The organism is Thermocrispum sp. (genome assembly GCF_002919275.1).
GTDB classification, from domain to species: Bacteria; Actinomycetota; Actinomycetes; order Mycobacteriales; family Pseudonocardiaceae; genus Thermocrispum; species Thermocrispum agreste.
In genome coordinates this window covers 68077-88318 of the sequence record NZ_PKFA01000015.1, presented here as the reverse complement: position 1 = coordinate 88318, position 20242 = coordinate 68077, and the positions used below count along the sequence as shown (strand labels likewise).

At 71.3% G+C, this 20242-nt stretch carries 19 protein-coding genes; 4 read left to right on the top strand and 15 right to left on the bottom strand.

Annotated elements, in window-relative coordinates; all coding sequences use genetic code 11:
• Positions 1-6 precede the first annotated feature (6 nt).
• From hemC to CXP56_RS03375, 6 genes are all read right to left on the bottom strand, one after another.
• Positions 7-942, bottom strand: coding sequence for a hydroxymethylbilane synthase (gene hemC, locus CXP56_RS03400; protein ID WP_028846929.1), 936 nt, complete (start codon positions 940-942; stop codon positions 7-9).
• A 41-nt stretch (positions 943-983) separates the two neighbouring features.
• Positions 984-2291, bottom strand: coding sequence for a glutamyl-tRNA reductase (locus tag CXP56_RS03395; RefSeq protein WP_028846930.1), 1308 nt, complete (start codon positions 2289-2291; stop codon positions 984-986).
• Complete coding sequence (locus CXP56_RS03390; protein WP_084609053.1) at positions 2292-3152, bottom strand: redox-sensing transcriptional repressor Rex; 861 nt, start codon at positions 3150-3152, stop codon at positions 2292-2294. It lies immediately after the preceding gene.
• 817 nt (positions 3153-3969) lie between these two features.
• On the bottom strand, positions 3970-5706 hold the full coding sequence (locus CXP56_RS03385; protein ID WP_286899773.1) for a molybdopterin-dependent oxidoreductase: 1737 nt from the start codon (positions 5704-5706) through the stop codon (positions 3970-3972).
• Between the two features lie 119 nt (positions 5707-5825).
• Positions 5826-6068, bottom strand: a complete 243-nt coding sequence (locus CXP56_RS03380) for a glutaredoxin family protein (protein WP_028846932.1) — start codon at positions 6066-6068, stop codon at positions 5826-5828.
• Between the two features lie 84 nt (positions 6069-6152).
• The gene (locus CXP56_RS03375; protein ID WP_286899771.1) at positions 6153-7685 is read right to left on the bottom strand and encodes an AMP-binding protein; all 1533 of its coding nucleotides are present in this window, start codon (positions 7683-7685) and stop codon (positions 6153-6155) included.
• 272 nt (positions 7686-7957) lie between these two features.
• Between CXP56_RS03375 and CXP56_RS03370 the strand changes: the two genes are divergently transcribed.
• The 4 genes from CXP56_RS03370 (at position 7958) to CXP56_RS03355 (ending at position 11342) form a co-directional block, all read left to right on the top strand.
• On the top strand, positions 7958-8605 hold the full coding sequence (locus tag CXP56_RS03370) for a sigma-70 family RNA polymerase sigma factor (protein ID WP_051310001.1): 648 nt from the start codon (positions 7958-7960) through the stop codon (positions 8603-8605).
• Positions 8606-8741: 136 nt separating this feature from the next.
• Positions 8742-9944 carry a DUF5667 domain-containing protein gene (locus tag CXP56_RS03365; RefSeq protein ID WP_286899770.1) on the top strand — a complete coding sequence of 401 codons (1203 nt, stop codon included), beginning with the start codon at positions 8742-8744 and terminating at the stop codon, positions 9942-9944.
• Positions 9945-10055: 111 nt separating this feature from the next.
• Positions 10056-10400, top strand: a complete 345-nt coding sequence (locus CXP56_RS03360) for a hypothetical protein (RefSeq protein ID WP_028846935.1) — start codon at positions 10056-10058, stop codon at positions 10398-10400.
• A 30-nt stretch (positions 10401-10430) separates the two neighbouring features.
• A complete protein-coding gene (locus tag CXP56_RS03355) occupies positions 10431-11342 on the top strand; it encodes an HAD family hydrolase (RefSeq protein WP_425426114.1) in 912 nt (303 codons plus the stop codon).
• Positions 11343-11429: 87 nt separating this feature from the next.
• Here CXP56_RS03355 and CXP56_RS03350 read toward each other — a convergent pair whose 3' ends face one another.
• The 9 genes from CXP56_RS03350 to CXP56_RS03310 form a co-directional block, all read right to left on the bottom strand.
• Positions 11430-12479 carry a lysophospholipid acyltransferase family protein gene (locus CXP56_RS03350; protein ID WP_038044660.1) on the bottom strand — a complete coding sequence of 350 codons (1050 nt, stop codon included), beginning with the start codon at positions 12477-12479 and terminating at the stop codon, positions 11430-11432.
• Positions 12480-12501: 22 nt separating this feature from the next.
• Positions 12502-13539, bottom strand: coding sequence for an NAD-dependent epimerase/dehydratase family protein (locus tag CXP56_RS03345; RefSeq protein WP_286899766.1), 1038 nt, complete (start codon positions 13537-13539; stop codon positions 12502-12504).
• 250 nt (positions 13540-13789) lie between these two features.
• Positions 13790-13891: a 30S ribosomal protein bS22 gene (locus CXP56_RS03340; protein ID WP_084609054.1), complete on the bottom strand. Its 102-nt coding sequence runs from the start codon at positions 13889-13891 to the stop codon at positions 13790-13792.
• A gap of 124 nt (positions 13892-14015) precedes the next feature.
• On the bottom strand, positions 14016-14231 hold the full coding sequence (locus CXP56_RS03335) for a helix-turn-helix domain-containing protein (RefSeq protein WP_028846939.1): 216 nt from the start codon (positions 14229-14231) through the stop codon (positions 14016-14018).
• A 500-nt stretch (positions 14232-14731) separates the two neighbouring features.
• A complete protein-coding gene (gene proC, locus CXP56_RS03330; RefSeq protein ID WP_038044661.1) occupies positions 14732-15544 on the bottom strand; it encodes a pyrroline-5-carboxylate reductase in 813 nt (270 codons plus the stop codon).
• Between the two features lie 89 nt (positions 15545-15633).
• On the bottom strand, positions 15634-16500 hold the full coding sequence (locus tag CXP56_RS03325; RefSeq protein ID WP_028846941.1) for a thioesterase family protein: 867 nt from the start codon (positions 16498-16500) through the stop codon (positions 15634-15636).
• A 46-nt stretch (positions 16501-16546) separates the two neighbouring features.
• Entirely contained in the window at positions 16547-17473 is a 927-nt protein-coding gene (locus CXP56_RS03320) for a proline dehydrogenase family protein (protein ID WP_286899763.1), read from the bottom strand.
• A 113-nt stretch (positions 17474-17586) separates the two neighbouring features.
• Positions 17587-18387, bottom strand: a complete 801-nt coding sequence (locus CXP56_RS03315; protein WP_028846943.1) for a sugar phosphate isomerase/epimerase family protein — start codon at positions 18385-18387, stop codon at positions 17587-17589.
• Positions 18384-20156: an Rv0497 family membrane protein gene (locus tag CXP56_RS03310; protein WP_286899760.1), complete on the bottom strand. Its 1773-nt coding sequence runs from the start codon at positions 20154-20156 to the stop codon at positions 18384-18386. The genes CXP56_RS03315 and CXP56_RS03310 overlap by 4 nt, the downstream gene beginning before the upstream one ends.
• Positions 20157-20242: the final 86 nt, after the last annotated feature.

Here is a 20242-nt window from a genome sequence, read left to right as displayed (position 1 = left end):
GGCGGGTCAGGCGCGCGGGGCCGCTCCGCGCTCCAGCAGTTCGGCGGCGAGCGCCTTGCCCATCGACTCCGCCTCGGCGAGCTCCCCGGTGATCGAGGCACGCAGCAGCGCCGGGGCGGCGGCGTCGGCGTCGACCGCGGCGACGCCGCGCAGGGACAACCGGGTCACCACCGATCCGTCGTCGGTCAAGTCCTCCACCACGTCGGCCAGCGCGCCGACCGGGGCACTGCACCCGGCTTCCAGCGCGGCGAGCATGCTGCGCTCGGCCGTGACGGCCGCGCGGGTGTGCGAGTCGTCCAGCACCTCGTGCAGCAGCTGCTCCAGCTCGACGTCGGCCGACCGGCATTCCACCGCCAGCGCGCCCTGCGCGGGCGCGGGCAGCATCTGCAGCGGATCCAGCGTCTCGGTGATGCGGTCGGTGCGGCCCGCCCGCTCCAGCCCGGCCCTGGCCAGCACGACCGCGTCCACCTCGCCGGAGTCGACCTTGCCCATCCGGGTGTCGATGTTGCCGCGGATGCCGCGCACCTCGAGGCCGAGGCCGAGCGCGCGCAGCTGGGCGGCCCGCCGGGGCGAGCCGGTGCCGATCACCGACCCCGGCGGCAGCTCACCGAGCGTCAGCCCGTCCCGGGCCACCAGGGCGTCCCTCGGGTCGGCCCGGCGCGGCACGGCCGCCACCACCAGGTCGGGCTCCGGCGTCGTCGGCAGGTCCTTGTAGGAGTGCACCGCCAGGTCGATCGCGCCGGCCCGCAGCGCCTCGCGCAACGCGGAGGTGAACACGCCGACACCGATCTCCGCGATCGGCTTGGTCGACTGGTCGCCAGGGGTGGTGATGCGCACCAGCTCCACGGCGTGGCCCGCGGCGCGCAGCGCGGCGGCGACGGTCTCGGTCTGCGCGACAGCCAGGACGCTCGCCCTGGTGCCGACCTTGAGGGTCTTGGTCACGGATGACTTCCGGTTGGTCGTTACGGTCTGCTGCTTGCCTGTCAGTTCTGTGCCCGGTCACGGTCCCCGGGCTGCGACACCACCGCGGGAGCCGACGGGTCCAGCCCGAACAGCTCGCGCAGCGCCTGGGCGTAGTCGGTCCGGTCGCCGCCCGCGGCCAGCTGCTTGACCCGCACCGTCGGGGTGTGCAGCAGCTTGTCCACCACACGGCGCACCGTGCGGGCCACTTCCTGCCGGACCTGCGGGTCCAGGTCCGGCAGCCGCCGGTCCAGCCGCAACAGCTCGGCGTCGACCACCTCGGCCGCTTGCTGCCGCAATGCCGCGACGGTCGGCGTGACGGCCGCCGTGCGCTGCTCGGCGAGGTAGTCCCGCACCTCGTCCAGCACGATGCCGGACGCCTGCGCGATGTGCTTGGCGGTGCTGGAGTCACCGGCGCGGTCCATGCGGTCACGCACCGTCTCCAAGTCCACGATACGCACGCCGGGCAGCCGCTCGACCGCGGAATCGACGTCCCTCGGCATGCCGAGATCGCAGATCACCAGGTCCTTCTCGCGTGGGCGGACGTGCTCGGGGCCGATCACCACGCCCTTCGCGCCGGTGCACGACACCGCCACGTCCGCGTCGAGCAGGGCCTGCGGGACCTCGGACAGTCCGACGGCCGCGGCGTCGGCACCGGACTCGGCGATGTTCTGCACCAGCCGCTCGGCCGTGGCGAACGTCCGGTTCGCCACCACGATCCGCCGCACCCCGGTCTTGACCAGCTGCGATGCGGCGAGCGCGCCCATCGACCCCGCGCCGACGACGAGCGCGGTGCGGCCGGCCAGGTCACCGGCGGCGGCCAGCGCCTCGGACACCACCGACGCGCCGAGCGAACCGAGGGCGGTCTCGCTGTGCACCCGCTTGCCGACCCGCAGCGTGCGCTGCACCAGGCCGTGCAGGGCGCTGCCGACGGTGCCCGCTTCGTGCGCTGCGGCGTAGGCGGCCCGCACCTGGCCGAGGATCTGCGTTTCCCCGACGACCATCGAGTCGAGGCCCGAAGCCACCGAGAACAGGTGCTCGATGGCGGCGCCCGCGTAGTGCACGTACAGGCTTTCGTGCAGTGTCGGGCACGGGACGCCTGCCTTCTCGGCGAGCGCTTCGGAGACCGCGGTGAGGCCGCCGTGGAACGTCTCCACCACCGCGTAGACCTCGGTCCGGTTGCACGTGGACAGCACCATGACCTCGGTGATGTCCGGCGCCTGCTGCAGCTTGTGCAGCAGCTTCGGCAACTCGGTCGCGGTGACCGCCACCCGCTCCAGCATGGTCAGCTCGGCGGTGCGGTGCGACAGGCCGACGGCGAGCACGCTCATTCAGACCACCTCACCGTTGGACGGCATGCGGCGTGCGGCCGCTCGCTTGGCGGTGCGCTGACCGGACGACTGGGCCGCGGACGAGCGCGCGCCGTTGCGTTCGGCCCGCTTGGCCGCCGCCCGGCCGGCGTGCCGCTGTTCGGCCTTGCGCGCCACGTGGAAGGACAGGATCTGCAGCTCCACGGCCAGGTCGACCTTGCGGACCTCGACGTGGGACGGCACCTGCAGCACCACCGGAGCGAAGTTGAGGATGCACTGCACGCCGCCCGCCACCAGCCGATCGCAGACGGCCTGCGCCGCCGCGGGCGGGGTGGCGATGATCCCGATGGCGATGCGCTTCTGCGCGCACACCTTGGGGATGTCGTCGATGTGCTGCACCGGAAGGCCACCGACCGGGACCCCGATCAGGTCCGGGTCCACGTCGAACAGCGCCTCCACCGGGAAGCCGCGCCGGGGGAATCCGGCGTAGTTGGCCAGCGCGTGGCCCAGGTTACCGATGCCCACCACGGCGACGGTCTGCTTGCGGGTCAGCCCGAGGGCGCGTTCGATCTCGCCGACCAGGACTTCCACTTCGTAGCCGACGCCGCGGGTGCCGTAGGAGCCGAGGTAGGACAGGTCCTTGCGCAGCTTCGCCGAGTTCACCCCGGCCGCCGCGGCCAGCTCCTCGCTGGAGACGGTGACCGCGCCCTGGTCGGCCATGGCGGACAGCACCCGCAGGTAGACCGCAAGGCGGGCGACGGCGGCTTCCGGGATGTCCCTGGTGCGGCCGATCGCGCGGTCGGTGACCTTGGGCAGCTCGGTGGTCTGCTCTCCGTCAGCGGGTGGCTGAGGAGGCTGGACTCCGTTGCCTGACCGTGCCACGTGCTGCCCTCACAAAACGCGTGCCCTGGCGCGGTTGGCACACCGAACGCCCGGGGAGAGAAGGTGGATGCCTTAGTAACGGTAACGCTTGTGAACGTGCGCACAAAATCGGCGGGACTTTCGGGTGAGCAGCGCCATGTTTCGGCTGCTCACGGCTGTGTTCGAAGCCACGAGCGCGGCCGCCTGCCGATCGTTCGAACGGCTCACGGGGGCAAGCCCGCCGACGCCACACATCGCCGGCGCTGGGCTTCTGCTCTGGCTGAGCAGCGTGCACGGTGACTTCTGGCGCCGGAGCAGCCGCCTCTGACCACCCGCACCCTTCCCGCAGGTCAGGTCACTTCTGGCCACGGGGGCGGCAGGTCCTGGCACGGAATCCCGCCAGTCAGCACGTCGGTCACTCCCGGCCACGGGGGGTGGCAGGCTGTGCGGAACCCCGCAGGTCAGGTCACTCCCGGCCAGGGGAGGCAGCCCCTGACCGCAGGGGTGGCAGCGGCTCCGGGGGGCCGGAGCGCAGTGGGTCCCTGGCCCTGGTGGGCGGGACTCCCGGCCGATGGCAGCCGCCGAGATCACCGGCGCGGCGCACGATCGCTGACCGCCGCGGTCATCAGGCCGAGGACGAACCATCGCGCTGGCCGAACGCACCGACAGCCCACTCGACCCCCATCCAAGAACCGGTCACGTCGAGAACGAACCATCGCGTCGGCCGAACGCACCGACAACCCCCTCGACACCCATCCGGATGCCGGTCACGCCGAGAACGAGACCTCGCGCCAGCCGAACGCACCGACAGCCCACTCGACCCCCATCCAAGAACGGGTCACGCCGAGAACGAGACCTCGTGCCAGCCGGTCGTGCCGTCCGGCGCCGGGGGCGCGACCTTGCTGGTCTGCGTGTAGCCACTGCGGTCGGTGGCTCGGCAGCGCACCGTGTGCTCACCGGGATCCACGCGTGCCGACAGCCGCCACATGCGCCAGGTGTCCTTGCTGACCTCCGTGGCCAGTTCCGCTGCCTGCCACGGCCCGTCGTCGATCTGCACCTCGACCTTGTCGATGCCGATGTGCGGCGCCCACGCCGTGCCCGCTACACGCACGCTTCCGCCGTCGGCCGTCACCTTGTCGATCCGCGACTGCGTCTTCACCGGGCCTTCGCGCGCCCAGCCGCGCGGCACCCAGTACGGCGTGCGCGCCCGCCACGTGGTGACCTCCAAATCGACCAGCCACTTGGTCGCGGAGACGAACCCGTAAAGCCCGGCGACCACCATGCGCACCGGGAACCCGTGCGCCACCGGCAACGGCTCGCCGTTCATGCCGATGGCCAACATGGCCCGGCCGGGCTCGAGCACCGCGTCGATCGGCGTGCCCGCGGTGAACCCGTCCTCGCTGGTGCTGAACAGCTGCTCGGCCCCCGCCTGGACACCGACCTCCGTCAACAGCTCGGCCAGGTCGACTCCGATGAAGTTCGCGGTCGAGACCAGATCGCCACCCACCGGATTGGACACGCACGCCATGGTGATGGTGCGCTCCACCAGCGGCCGGCTCCGCAACTGCTGGTAGGTCAGCGTGACGGGGCGGTCGACCATGCCGTGAATGCGCAGCCGCCAGTCCTCGGCCCGCAGCCTGGGCAGCACGAACGCGGTGTGGACGGTGTAGAAGTTCTCGTTCGGCGTGATGAAGGCCGGCGTCCCCCACGAGGCGAAGTCCGCACCGCCGGGCGGAGCCGGGGGACGCTTGATCCCGACGAACGGGGCGACAGCACGCCGGGATGCCTCCGCGTCCGGGCCGGCCAGCCACTGCCCGGCGGCACCGACCAGGCCTGCACCGACGAGCGCGCCCGCCGACCCGACCAGCAAGCGCCGGCGATCCACACCCGAGTCCGACCGCTGCGGCTGCCCGGCCGTGACCTTGCCCGGCTCGGCGGCCGGCTGCTCCGGCTGCCGGGCCCCGCCGGCGTCCGGCTCATCGCTTGCCTGCTGCGCCGCCTCGGCTTCCTCGGCACCCACCTCATGGCGCGGTCGCGTCACGGGTTCGGCGCCGGCATCTCGCAGAACAGGGGCACCGGGCGCACGGCCGGCCGAAGCCCCCTCGTCCGGCCCCGCGACGGGCTCCCCGGCCGTGGCCCGAGCGTGCAGCCAGGCGAAGACGATCGACCCGGCCAGCACACTCACCAACGGAGCGAGCACGGCGAACGGGCCCACGTCCGGGCGAGTGAGGACGGCGGCGAGGCCCGCGACACCGAGCATCCCGACGACGACCAGCCCGAGCACCAGGCGCCGCAGCGCAAGCCACCCCGCGAACACCGCCAGCGCGAGCAGCACCACCGCCATGCCCGCGAAAAGCACCACCTTGTTGGCCGTGCCGAAGGCTTCCTTGGCGAACTCCACCAGCCACGGCGGCGAGAGGTCGATGACGCTGTTGGCCACCGCCACATAGGGCGAGGCGCCCGGGGCGATCAAGGCACCGGCGAGGTGACCGACGGCCAGTGCGCTCGCCAGCGCCGGCACGCCGATCAACGCGGCGCGCAGCACCGAAGCACGCGATGAATCGGCAGCGGTCATGGCTCCATCATCCTCCTCAGCCCCCGTCACGACCGCGTTTTCTGCGCAGAGCAGATCGGGTCGTCCGGAAGGCTGAAAGTCAAGTGCTCGACCGCAGGCCGGGACGGCCGCGAAATGGTCTACTGCGCGGCCGCCAGGGCGGCGCGGAACCTCTCCTCCTCCACCCGCCAGTAACCGTGCTGCACGCCGTCGATCAGGATGACCGGAACCATGTCGCCGTACTCGGCACGCAGCTCCGGGTCGCTGTCGACGTCCACCGTCTTCCACGGCACGCCGAGTTCGCCGCAGATGCGGTCCACCTCCTGCTCGGCGACCTCACACAGGTGGCAGTTCACGCGGCTGACGACGGTGACCTCGGGCATGGCCACATGATGCCCGAGGCGCAACGCCGACGACCACGGCGGCGTGCCCTGGCGATGGCAGCCGCTGCCGCACCGGCCGCACGGTCAGCGCAGCTTGGTGCGATACAGCTTGCCGGTGACCGTGTGCGGCAGTTGGCCGGAGAACTCCACGGCGATCGGCACCTTGTAGCGCGGGAGCTTCTGCGCGCAGTGCTCGATCACCTGCTGCTCGCTCAACGTGCTGCCCGGGCCGGGAACCACGACCGCCTTGACCGCCTCCCCGGTGTGGTCGTCCAGCACGCCGACCACCGCGACCTCCGCGACCTGCGGCAGCTCGGCGACGACCTCCTCGACCTCGTGCGGATACACCGGGAACCCGCTGACGACGATCGTGTCGTCGACCCGGTCGACCAGGTGCAGATCGCCGTCGGCGTCCAGGTAGCCGATGTCGGCCGTCTGGAACCAGCCGTCGTCGTCCGGGCCACCCACCCCGTCCGGCCAGTAGCCGGAGAACAGGTTCGGCCCCCTGACCGCCACCATCCCGGTGTCGCCGTCCGTGTCGGAGAGATCGGCGAGCACTTCGTCGGCTTCGTCGTCCGGTGTCGGCGCGTCGCTGACCAGCCGCAGCTCCACCCCGGGCAGCGCGCGGCCGACCGAGTTGGGCTTGGGGCGACCGGTCACCAAGGTCGAGGCCAGCATCGGGGCCGCCTGCGTCAGCCCGTAGCCGTCGTAGACGCCGAGGCCGGTCGCTTGCTCGATCGCCGTCAGCACGTTCGGCCGCAGCGCCGCCGCCCCGGAGATCAGCAAGCGCACGCTGGCCAGGCCGGAACGGAGCTCGTCGGCGGGAAGCGCCGCGAGCTCGGCGTACATCGCGGGCACCCCAAGCACCACCGAGACGTGGTGCTGCGTGCAGGCCGCCAGGGCCGCCCGCCCGTCGGTGTGGTCCGCGATCACGGCCGTCGCGCCCGCCCGGATGCACTGCAACAGCCCCGGCCCGAACCCGTAGACGTGGAACAGCGGAACCGCCACCAGTACCCGGTCGATGGCCGTCACGGGTGCGGGGTCGATCGCCGCCATCTGTTCCACGTTGGCCAGCAATGCGCGGTGCGACAGCATCACGCCGCGGGCCTGACCGCGGGCGGCGGTGGTGTAACAAAGCAGCGCGATGTCTTCGCCGGAGCCGACCGGCGTGGCCGTCGCCACCGTGTCCGCACCCGGCCGTGCCGCCGGAGGCTCGAGGACTCGCTCGACCGGGACGTCGCCGTCGGTTCGCCCGGAGATCAGGAAGCGGGAGCCGCTGTGCTCCAGGATGCGCCGCAGGTCCTCGTCCGGCTCGTGCGGGGAGGCAGGCACCACGATCCCACCCGCCCGGACGGCTCCCAGCATGGCCACCGCACAGTCGATCGACGACGGCAGGCACACCGCCACCCGGTCGCCCTGCTGCAGGCCGACGCCGGCCAATCGCGCCGCCTCGGCGGACACCGCCCCGTCGAAGTCCGCCCATGTCATGCTTCGACCGGTCGCCGCATCGACCAGGGCAAGCCCTTCCGGGTCGCGAGCGGCGGCCGTGCTCGCCAGTTCGGAGGTGTTCGGCACGGCTCTCCTTCGCGCTCTGAGCTCGGCACCGTCGCCTGTCATCTTGGCCGAGCCGGCCACCGCAAGCCAGTCGGAACCGAACCGCTACCGCGTCGTGACGTCATACGTCATTCGGACGATCGTCGCAGATTCAGTCGCTGCGAGCACTACCGAACAACCGTTTCGACAACGTATGCTGCGCACGCTCGTGGGGATTCGTCACCGCGCGTGACGCGAAGCCACAGATCGACGCACAGCAGCGAGGAGACCATGTGTCCAACGCCATGGCTGGTCTTCGGCAGGTGTCCTCGGCCCGCCCCGGAGCGACCAACGCCATGACGACCACGCGCCGGCATCCGCTGCCCGGGCCGCCCGCCACCGCCGAGGCCGTCGGCGGTGCGGCGACCGACGGCGACAGCGAGGCCTGGCGGCTGGTGCGCGCGGCGCAGGCGGGCGACCAGAAGGCGTTCGCCGCGCTCTACGACCGCTACGTCGACACCGTCTTCCGCTACGTGCTGTTCCGGCTGGGCAACCGCGAACTGGCCGAAGACGTCACCAGCGAGACGTTCCTGCGCGCGCTGCGGCGCATCCGTTCGATCACCTACCAGGGACGCGACGTCGGCGCCTGGTTCATCACCATCGCCCGCAACCTGGTGCTCGACCACGTCAAGTCGAGCCAGTACCGGCGGGAGATCAGCACCGGCGAGATCGCCGACGCCGGGCCGGTGCCGTACCTGGCCGAACACCGGGCAGACGAAGGCCCGGAGCACCAGGTCATGGCCATGGCCACCAAGGAGCAGCTGCTGCGGTGCATCGCGGAGCTGGGCGACGACCAGCGGGAATGCATCGTACTGCGGTTCCTGCAGGGACTGTCGGTGGCCGAGACGGCAGTGATCATGAAGCGCAACGAGGGTGCGGTGAAGGCGCTGCAACATCGCGCCGTGCGCCGCCTCGCGCAACTGCTGCCGCGGGGGACCAGATGACGGCGTCGCCGCCCCGGCTCGCGGCGGGGCCGGAACCACCCGGGCCGGACAGGCGTTCTTCCGGGTGGACCGGCGTAACCGGCACCAGGGCTGGTCGTTGGGCCCTCAGGAATCGCCCCCGAGTCAGGACAGCAGCGTGAACGAGCCCGTTTGGTCCCGGCGGCCGCGCGAAGCCAGTGACCGCTTCGCCGACGCGGTGGATCGTGCTGGGCGCGCGCCGGAGACCGGGGACACCGAGTTCGCCGACGAGCTTGCCGTGGTCGCGCTGCTGCGCCAGCTGGGCTCCGAACCCGTTCTCGAGCCGGCCCGGCGGGACCGCATGAAAGCCGCGGTGATGTCCGAGGCGGCCGCCATCACCACCGACGACGAGCCGGAGGAATCGGCCACCGTCCGTCCGCTCGCCCGGCCGTCCCGCGCGCAGCGGCGCAAGGCCGGCTTGTGGGCCGCCGCCACCGCCGCCGGGATCGTCGCGCTGGGGGCGTTCGGGATCGAGTTGTCGCAGAGCGCCCTGCCCGGCGAATGGCTGTACGACGTCAAACGCACCACCGAGTCGATCTCGCTCGACCTGACCTTCTCGCCGAGCGGCAAGGCGCTCCGGCAGCTGGAGCTGGCCGAAACCCGGATCGCCGAGCTGGCCGCGCTGGCCGAGCGGGACCGGGCCGACGGCGGGACCACAGCCGAGGAACTGGCCGGATACCGCTCGCTGATCGCCGACCTGAACGGCACGGTCGCGGCCGCGTCCCGGAACATCACCAGCTACGCCCCGCAGACGAACGGCGACGACCTGCGGGCGCTGCGCGACTGGGCGAAGAAGAACCGCGCGCGGCTCGCAGCGCTGCGTCCCGACGTGCCGGCGAGCACGGTGGGGGATCTCGACGGCAGCGTCGAGCTGATTTCCCGCGTGCAGCAGCGTGCCAGCGCGTTGCTGGCTCGGTGGCCATGTCGGCAGATCACTTCCGGACATGCCGATGCCCTCGGTGCCTTGCCCGCGACGCTGGAGTGCCAGGACGCCCCGACGTCGCCCGACCTGTCGGTCCGCCCGCGCGCGAGCGAACAGCCCGCGGACAGCACGCGCGGCAAGTCGCCCTCGGCGGCGAAGCCGGGCGATGCGCCGTCCACCGCCGAAGACCCGGCAGAGCAGAAGTCACCGGACAACGGCGGGCAACCCGGTGGCAGCGGTAGCGACAGCGCTCCGCCGACCGTGCAGCTTCCGGAAGCCCCTGACCGCACGACGACTCAGCCGCCGCCGGACGAGCCCACGCAGCAGCCCGGAGGTCTTCCGTTGCTGCCGCTGTTGGAAAAGCTCGGCAAGCTCAACCTCCGCCTGGACCTGAACTAGCCGCTTTCCGGCCGCCTTTCGCCGCGCAGGGACACGTCGTCGTTGCTCCACTCCAACCCCTTTCCGGCTGATCGCTGGTTGCGCCGGTGCTGCGCGGATGGCTGGGAGACGATGCTGCTGGAGATCGACATCGTCGTCACCGAGGCCGTTCTTCGCCAGGAACCCGTGCCGGACACGGCTCGGCGCGAGGGCGAACCGTACTGCCGGGTCGAGCGCCGACCGGGTGCACCATTCCATCGATCGATCGACGAGCCGGGTGACGCACGACTGCGTGATCGGCCCAGCGGTCAGGGCCCGCTGTTTCGCCTGCGCCTCATGGCGATCGACCCGGTGACTCGCCGCCGAGCAAGATCGCGGGTGAAAAGCACGTCGTCGGCTCCGATCGACCCGGTGATTCGCGGCCAAGCAAGATCGCGGGTGAAACAGCACGTCGTCGGGGGCCTGGATAGGCTGTAACTGACAGGACGATTTGCTCCCTGGGAGGCGGTGCGCGTGTCGTTGTGGTGGAGCAAGGAGTCGCCGCGCGACGTGGAGCAGCGAGCCGCAGAAGCAGGTGAGGCCTCCGCCGAAGCCGCGGTCGCACTGGAGAAGGCCAACGCCGACGCCGAACCCGGCAAGCCGAAGAAGCAGGTGACGCCGGACCTGACCGCCGCGGCGTTCTTCGACGTGGACAACACGATGATGATGGGCTCGTCGTTGTTCCACCTGGCCAGGGGGTTGGCCTCGCGCAAGTACTTCACCACCGCCGACCTGGCCGGTTTCGCCTGGCAGCAGCTGAAGTTCCGGATCAGCGGCAAGGAGGGCGACCTCAACTCGCCGCGGGAGCAGGCGCTGTCGTTCGTGGCCGGGCGCAGCGTCGCCGAACTCAACGCCATCGGCGAGGAGATCTACGACGAGCTGATGGCCGACAAGATCTGGTCCGGAACCCGGGCACTGGCCCAGCTGCACCTGGACGCCGGCCAGCGGGTGTGGCTGGTGACCGCCACGCCGGTGGAGATCGCCAACCTGATCGCGCGCAAGCTGGGGTTGACCGGCGCCCTCGGCACCGTCGCCGAGCAGAAGGACGGCGTCTACACCGGACGGCTGGTCGGCGATCTGCTGCACGGCCGGGCGAAAGCGCATGCCGTCCGGGCGCTGGCCGCCAAGGAGGGCCTGAACCTCAAGCGCTGCACGGCCTACTCGGACTCGGTCAACGACGTGCCCATGCTGTCGGTGGTCGGCACGGCGGTGGCCATCAACCCGGACACCGGCCTGCGGGACATCGCGCGGGAACGGCAGTGGGAGATCCGCGACTGGCGGACCGGGCGCAAGGCCGCCAAGATCGGCGTGCCGTCCGTACTGGGCATCGGGGCGCTGGCCGGGGTGCTGGCCGCAGGCATGGCCTACCGCAAACGCTGACCGGACAGCACAGCCACTGGGCGCTCCGCACCACTCCTCGGCCGCGAGGTCGCCTGCCGTGGCGTCGGCTTGTCAGGGGCGCCGACCCTACCCCCGGAAGATGCTCTTGCGCTGTGCCAGGCGGGCGTAGAGCATCTGCTGGATCGTCTCGCGCACCTGATCGGCGAGCGTGAAGACCGCCATCGGGTCGTCCGCGTCCTCGGTCATCCGGTCGGTCCGCACCGGCTCACCGAACTCGATGTGCCACTTCGTCGGCAGCGGGATCGCCCCGAGCGGCCCGAACAGCGGGAAGAACGGCGTGATGGGGAAGTACGGCAGCCCCAGCAGCCGGGCCAGCGGTTTGAGGTCGGCGATCTTCGGATAGATCTCCTCCGCCCCGACAATGGCGCACGGCACGATCGGCACCCGGGTGCGCAACGCGGCGGAGACGAACCCGCCCCTGCCGAACCGCTGCAGCTTGTACCGGGACGAGAACGGTTTGCCGATCCCTTTGAACCCCTCGGGGAAGACGCCCACCAGCTCGCCGCCGCTCAGCAGCCGCTCCGCGTCGGGGTTGCAGGCCAGCGTGTACCCGGCCTTCCTGGCGAACGGACCGACGAACGGCAGCTTGAACACCAGGTCGGCGGCCAGATGGCGGGCGTGCCTGCCAGACGCGTCATGCACCGCGACCGCGGCCATGAGGGCATCGAGCGGAAGCGTGCCCGAGTGGTTGAAGACCAACAGCGCGCCACCGGTGGCGGGCAGGTTCTCCGCCCCGGAGGTGGTCACCCGGAACCACTTGTCGTACAGCACGCGCAGCGCGGGCAGGACCAACGCCTCGGTCAGCTGCGCGTCGAACCCGAACTCGTCGACGTCGTAGTCGCCGGTCAGCCTGTCCCGCACGAAGTCGAGTGCCCGCTTCAGCTGAGCCGGGACGGACTCCTCGTCCGCGTCCACGTGGTCGCTCCGCCCGGCGCGTCCGGCGGCGGTCGGCATGGCGACCACGTCGGCGACCTCGGCATCGCACCGATCACCGGCCGGCGTCGCGTGCCGCCCCGAACGCCCGGGGAGCGGGATCACCTGGGCGGCCCCGGCCGTGCGGGCCTGGGCCGCGCCGCCACCTCGGACGACACCCAGTGCGGGATCTTGATCGGCCATCACAACTCCTGGGACTCGCGGATCACATGCGGCGCGCGGCGGCGAACGCCACCCTGCTCAGCGACTCCGTCATCGCGCCCCCGTCGACCACCGGCCGCAGCCCCCGACCCTGCACGTAGTCGTCGAACGCTTCCTGCGTCGACCAGCGGGGCACGAAACCGAACTCCCGCTTCACCTTCGTGGTGTCCACGACCAGCCCGTGCTGCAGCAACTGGATCCGGTCGGGCGAGAAGTCCACCAGCCTGGCGCCACGCAGCATCCTCCCGATCGACGGCAGCATCGCCTTGGGCAGCGGCAGCTCCACCCGGCCGGCCCGGCGGATCGCCTGGGACAGCGTCAGCACCCCGTCGCCGCCGACGTTGAACACGCCCGGCTTGTCCTCCACGGCGGCCAGCTCCAGCACGCTCAGCGCATCGGCCGCGTGCAGCAGCTGGATGCGCGCGTCGTAGCCCAGGATGGTCGGCACCACGGGCAACGCGAAGTACCTGGTGGTCACCGTGTCGACCTGCGGGCCGATCAGGTTGGTGAACCGGACCACGGTGACCGCGATGTCCGGCCGCCTGCGCTGCAAGCCGCGTACGTAGTTCTCCACCTCGACCGCGTCGGCCACGAAACCTTGCGCCGACGGCGGCCGCAGCGGGGCGTCCTCGTCGAACACCGCGGGCGAGCGCGCATCGGTGCCGTAGACCGCCGCCGTCGACTTGACCACCAGCTTGCGCACCAGCGGGGATCGCTGGCAGGCCGCCAGCAACCGCATGGTGCCGATGACGTTCATCTCCTTGACCGCGGTCCGCCTCGCCGGGCCCGCCGGGTGCGCCGTGGTGGATGCGTGCACCACCGTGTCCACTTCGGACGCTGCGATGATCTTGGCGATGAGCGGGTTACGGATGTCCGCCCGAACGAACTCGGCCCGGCCCATGCGGGCGGCCACGTGCGGCGCGGGCGGCACCGTGTCCACGCCGATGACCCGCTGGAAATCCGGGTTGTTGCCCAACCTGGCCAGCAGCTTGCCACCCAGCTCGCCGCCGACCCCGGTGACCAGCACGATTCTGGACGGCATACCGCTCCCCGGACGCGAAGGACACGAACGACTCACGACGGCGCGATCAGCACCGCCGGCCGGTGCGCACCGTCTTCGCTCGTGGCACGGCGCGCATCGGTGATGCTACTCCGCGTGTGCGGCCTTCCCCAGAGTGCTTACGACCTGTTAACACCCTCGACCGCGGATGGACACCCGGGCCGAAGGAAGCGGTTCCGGTCCACGCCGGTGCCGGTGCGAGGGCCGCCGCCGTGGCCCGGCGGCGCGATGATCACTTGCCCTGCTTGCGACGCTGGTGGCGAGTCTTCCGCAGCAGCTTGCGGTGCTTCTTCTTGGACATGCGCTTGCGACGCTTCTTGATCACCGACCCCACAGGGCACTCCTCTTTTCACACGAATTGAACCAGCTTGGCGAGATTATCAAGCGCCGTTCGCCGGGCAGTTGCCCGCTCCTGCACTGCCCGGGGGACCGGATCGTGCCGGGGTCGGTGATCGCGCTCATCCGACGTCGTAGTAGGCGTTCTCCAGGTACGCGTGCACCGCCTTCTCCGGCACCCGGAAGGACTTGCCCACCCGGACGGCGGGCAGCTCGCCGGAATGCACCAGGCGGTACACGGTCATCTTGGAGACCCGCATCATCGCGGCGACCTCGGCGACGGTCAGGAACTGCACCTCGCCCGGCGTGACCGATTGGGGGCCCTTCTTCTGCGGCATAGTCAGACTCCTGTGGCACGCGTCGCGCCGCTCGGCTTCCCCACCGAACGGTGACGACACGCGCGTGCTACCTCTGAGCCTAGCGGGACCTGTGTGACTCGTGCGACATGCGCGCCCGATTTGCCGCGAACCGCTGCCCGCGTTCGGCGTGTCGCTGCCGGGGAAAGAGCCATCCGCGTGATATGCATTGCTCTTTTCGGGCGTGGTCGACGTCATACCGGAGACGGGCACCGGACGGGGGCGAAGCGGCGGACACCGAGCGCGGAAAATACCCCGCGCGGGGCAGGGCGGCGCGGGGCGGAAGCGCGGGAACAAGCTGGTGTGGAGCCGAGGCGCGAGAAGCAAGCCGACGTGGAGCCGAACCTCGGAAGCGAGCCGAGGTGGAGCCGAGTCGCCGGAAGCCGACGCGGAGCCGAGTCGCGGGGGGCAGGCGGGCGTCGGGCCGCATCACGCCGAGCGCCGCCGCCAGACCGCACCCGATCCACGCGCCGACGCCACCCTCAGTCCTCGTGCGCCTTCCCCAGTTCCACCGACCGGTCCCTGGCGGCCTCGATAGCGTCCAGCAGCGCCGCCCGGACGCCGTGCTTCTCCAGCTCACGGATGGCGTTGATGGTCGTCCCGGCAGGCGACGTCACCGCTTCGCGGAGCAGGACCGGGTGCTCGTCGGACGTGGCCAGCATCTTCGCCGCACCCACCGCCGACTGGATGATCAGTTGCTCGGCGACCGCCCGCGGCAGCCCGAGCAGGATGCCGGCGTCGATCATGGCTTCCACCAGGTAGTAGAAGTACGCCGGGCCCGACCCGGACAGCGCGGTCACCGCATCCTGCTGGTGTTCCGGCAGCTCGATGACCTTGCCGACGTGCGACAGCATCTTCTCCACCACGGCGACGTGGTCGGCGGTGGCGTACTGGCCGGGGGAGGCCACGCTCATCGCCTCGCCGACCAGCATCGGCGTGTTCGGCATGACGCGCACCACCGGCACCTGGCCGAGCCGCCGCTCGAAGAGCGTGGTCGGCAGGCCCGCGCACAGCGAGACGATCAGCGTCCGCGAGCTGACCAGCGGCGCCAGATCGGCCAGCAGCGGCTCGATGTCCTGCGGCTTGACCGAGACAACCAGCACGTCGGCGGTCTTGGCCGCCTCCGCGAGGTCGACACCGCGGATGCCGTACTGCTCAGTGAGCTGCGCGGACCGCTCGGGGTGCCGCTCCACGAAGATCAGCTCGTCCGGCTGGTGGCCGCCGCGGAGCAGACCGGACAGCAGCGCCTCACCGATCTTGCCTGCACCGACGACCGCGATGACGGGATTGCTCATGTGCACACTCTAGAAGCGCACGCCCGGCACGCGCGGAAAGCATCCGGCTGCGCTCGGTCAGCAACCCGCCCCGGCCGGCGGAACCGGGCTCACGGACCAGGGGTCAGGGCCAGCTGGCGGGCCTGGCAGACCAGCTGCCCGCTGGCGTCGAGCACCGTGGCGTCGGAGTCGAACCAGCTCCCGCCGACCGCCCTGCTCTCCACGTGAATGCGCAGCCACCCCGGCACCGGCCTGCCCCGCAGGTACGCGGTCATCTGCACCGACGGCGCCCATCCCGGGCGGCCGATGAGCAGCGGCATGGGCGGGTTGAGGTCGCCGGCCAGCAGCGCGAAGTACAGATCGGGCTCGGCGTTCCGCGGCCGCACCCACAGCCGCATCCTCGGCGGCGGTTGCCGGTCCCGCGTGCCCGGTGCCGGGCGCACCGGCCGCCGCGCCACCTGTGCCGCCGCGCTGGAGTCCAGCCGCACGTCGCATCCCTGGGCGAGCCGGAAGACGCTCGGCCCGACCCCGGGCATCTCCTCGCCGAGCGGCAGCGCGTTCGCCGGTGGTTCGGCGGGCATCACCGGCAGGTCCACCCACGCGGGCCGCTGCGCAGGCACGCGGCCGATCACCACGGATGCTTCCACGCAGCTGCGGCCCCGCTGCTCGACGATCACCGCGATGACCGACGTCTGCCTGCCCACCTTGCGGACGTCCGTGCGCAGCAGCACCGGCCCGAGGCTGGTGGCCCGGAGGAACTCCGCGCTGACCGAGACCGGCTCGCCGTTGATCCCTTCGTGCTCGCTCGCCACCTGCATGGCCGTGCGCGCGATCAATGCCGTCACGAACCCTCCGTGCGGGTGGCCGTTGATGGACCACTCGGACCGCAGGGCCGCGGTGAACGTCCCGTCTCCGAGGGAACGGGCCTGGCTGGCCGTGGCGAACGGCACCGGCTGCTCGGTCGCGGACGCAGTCATGACGCGATCCCGTCAGCGCTGGTCAAGGGACAGGGACGGACATGGTTCATGATCTGCTCACCAACGCGCGCAGGAAGAACGCTGTGTTCGCGGGTCGCTCGGCAAGCCTGCGCATCAAGTACCCATACCACTGATCGCCGTAGGGAACATAGATCCGAACGGTATCCCCTGCCGAGGCCAAACGTCGCTGCTCGTCCGGCCGGACGCCGTAAAGGAACTGGAATTCGTAGTCACCGGGGCCGAGCCCGTACGCCTGCGCCCGGTCCTGCACCACGTCGATCAGCCGGGGGTCGTGAGTGGCGAACATCGGGTACCCGCCGCCGGCCAGCAGCTGGTTGGCGCACCGCACGAAGGCCAGGTCGACCTCGTGCTGATCCTGGTAGGCGACCTCCGGCGGCTCGGCGTAGGCGCCTTTGACCAGCCGGACGCGGGAACCCGGAACGGCGAGCTCCTTCAGGTCGTCCTCGGTCCGCCGCAGGTACGACTGCACCACCGCGCCGACGTCCGGCCACGTCGACCGCAGCGAGCGGACGATGCGCAGCGTGGCGTCCGTGGTGGTGTGGTCCTCCATGTCGATGGTGACGCTGGTGCGGCACTGTTCGGCCGCCGCGCAGATGCGGAAGGCGTTGTCGGCCGCCAGCCGCTCGTCGAGCTTCAAGCCGAGCGCGGACAGCTTCACGCTCACCTCCGCCCGTGGCGTCAGCTTGGCGGCGTGCAGCTGGTCGAGCAGCTGCAGGTAGGCCTGCACGGTGGTTTCGGCCTGGGCATTGTCGGTGACGTCCTCGCCGAGGTAGTCCAGCGTGACGTGCAGGCCTTCGTCGGCCAGGCGCGCCACCACGGCCACCGCGTCCTCGGTGGTCTCCCCGGCGACGAAGCGCTCGACCACGCTACGGGTCACGGGCGCGGTCTTGACCGCTTTGCGGATCGACTCGGCCTCGGCCGCGGCCAGGATGAGCGAGCGCAACGGGTTCACACCACGAGACTAACCGGATTCCGCCGTTCCGCCGGGTGTCCACCGCGCACCCGGCCCGCGTGGGTGCCGGCACGAACGTGCAGCACAGGCCCGGTACGGATGCCCGGTGGACGTCACTGCCCGAGGTGCAGGCGGGTGAACAACAGCGCTTCCCCGAGCGCTCGCACCCGATCGGCCGGACGGCGCATGCTGCGGGTGTTGATCTCCAGGATCACCTGACCGGAGAACTCGCTGGCGGCCAGCTTCTCCAGGAATTCCGCGCACGGCTGGTTGCCTTTGCCCGGCAGCAAGTGCTCGTCCACCGGCCGCCCCGTTCCGTCGGCCAGGTGCACATGGGTCAGGCCCTCGCCCATCCGGTCGGCGAGCGCGAAGACGTCCATCTCCGCGGCCGCCGTGTGGGAGAGGTCCAGCGTGTAGTGGCGGTAGCCGACGTCGGTGGGATCGATCGACGGATGGAACGCGGACACGCGCCGCTTGCGGGCACCGATCGGCGGCCGCACCTTGTACATGTTCTCCACCGCGATCTCGACGCCGCTGGACTCCTCCAGCTCGGCCACCAGATCGGCGAATCCTTCGGCGTACCTGCGCTGCCAGCGGAACGGCGGGTGCACCACCACGGTGCGGGCGCCCAGTTCGAGCGCGGCGTCGACGCTGCGCCGCAGCCGCACCTCGGGGTCGGACGACCACACCCGCTGGGTGATGAGCAACGACGGCGAATGCACCGACAGCACGGGCACGCCGGTGGAGTCCGACAGCCACTTCAGCGCGGAGACGTCCTGGCTGATGGAGTCGACCCAGACCATCACCTCGACGCCGTCGAAGCCGAGTTCGGCGGCCAGCTCGAAGCCGACGTTGGCACGCAGCGGCCAGACCGACGCGGTGGACAGTCCGACCGGGATCGACCGAGTACTCATCTGGACAGCAGCAACAGCATCGCCGGTGACACCGTCACGACCAGGCCGACCAGCACCGCCATCAGCGTCGTCTGCATGTCCTCGGCCTTGCGGATCTTGCGCACGATCCACACCAGGCCTGCGGTGACCACCAGCGCGGTGCCCAGTGCCACCACCGGCAGCTGGTTCCACAGCCAGTTGAACAACAGCCACACCGCCGCGCCGCCGACCACGCCCAGCGCCAGCTGCACCCCGACGACCAGCCACTGCCTGGCCGGGGACTGCTCTTGCTCGTCGTCCTCGTCGCCCTGGTCGTCCTGGTCGGACGCCGCCGCCTGCTCGGCGGCGGGCTCCGGCTTGGCCTGCTGACCGCTCAGCAGCTCGGGCTCGTCGTCTGCGTCGTCGACGGCGGACTCGTCGGAAGCGTCGTAGTCTTCGGCGTAGTTCTCGTCCTCGTAGCCTTCGTCGACGTAGTCGCTGTCCTCGTAGCCTTCGTCGGCGTAATCGCTGTCGTCGTAGTCCCCGTCGGCGTAGTCGTCGAGCTCGTCGTCCTCGGCGTAATCCGCCTCGTCGTAGGCGTACTCGTCGTCGGCCAGCTCCTCCTCGGCGTCCTCGACGAAGTCCTCGACCGCGTCGAACTGCTCGGTGTGGCCGTCCTCCGGCGCCATCTGCTGGCGCTGCTCCGGCGGGACCGGCGGGCCGCCCGGCCCCGGCGTGGGCGGCTGGCCGGGCCGGTTCGCCAGCGTGGTGTCCGCTCCGTTCAGCCGGTCGTCGATGGCACCGGGCGGGACCGGTGCCGCGAAGGCGGTGCCGGACTTCTCCCCGGCAGCGGCGGGCGGCACGGCCGTTCCGTTGGCGCCGTTGACCCCCTTGCCACCGGTGACCCCGTCGACGCTCTCGACGCCCTTGACACCGTTGATCCCGTTGACGCCGCCGGGCCGCAGCGGCGGGGCGAAGCCGGGGTTGCTGCGCTCGGCCGACCGGGGCGGGGGTGGGAAGGCAGGCTTGCTGTGCTCACCCGCACCCGGCATCGGGGAAAATCCGGTGCCCGTCCGCTCCCCGCCGGGCCGGGCAGGCGGAAACGCCGTACCGGACCGCTCACCACGAGGCGGGGTCGGCGGCATGGTCCCAGTTCGGTCACCCGGCCGGTTGGCGGGCGGGAAGGCAGGCTTGCTGTGCTCACCCGCACCCGGCATCGGCGAGAATCCGGTGCCCGTCCGCTCCCCGCCGGGCCGGGCAGGCGGAAACGCCGTACCGGACCGCTCACCACGAGGCGCGGACGGGAAACCGGTCCCGTTGCGGTCCCCGGGTGGCGGCACGGGCGCGAAGCCCCGCCCGGTCCGGTTCCCCGGGCCGGGCTGACGCAGCGGTGGGATGTCGTCGCGAGAGGGGCCGTCGTGCGGTGTGACCGGCTTGATGTCGGTCCTGGTCGTCGCCGTGTCGTCCGGCTGGCCCTGCGGTGGTTTCGGCGCGGGCGGCTTCGGCTGGGCGGCGTCCGGCCCCGGCCGCGCCACCTCGGTCTTGGTGTCCAGCTCGCCGAGCGAATGCCCGTTGCGCCCAGGCTTGTCGTCGCCGTCGTACCCGGCGTCGTGCCGCTCGGCACGAATACGCGCGATGATCTCGTGCGGCGCGGTCGTGGTCAGCTCGGTGTCGGCCGCTTCGTCCGGGCCCTCCGCACGCCGGCGGCGGCGACGACCGGCACTGCTGCTGATGTCGGTCTTGCCGTGCTGCGCCAACAGCTCGGCAACAGTGAGCCGCCGCGTGGGCTGTTCACCGTTCTGTCGACTCATCCCTCTCACCGTGCCTGATCGCCGATCCGTGCATCACGTGGCGTGACGGCTCGCCAACGGCCTGACAGGGGCTGGTAGCACCGCCA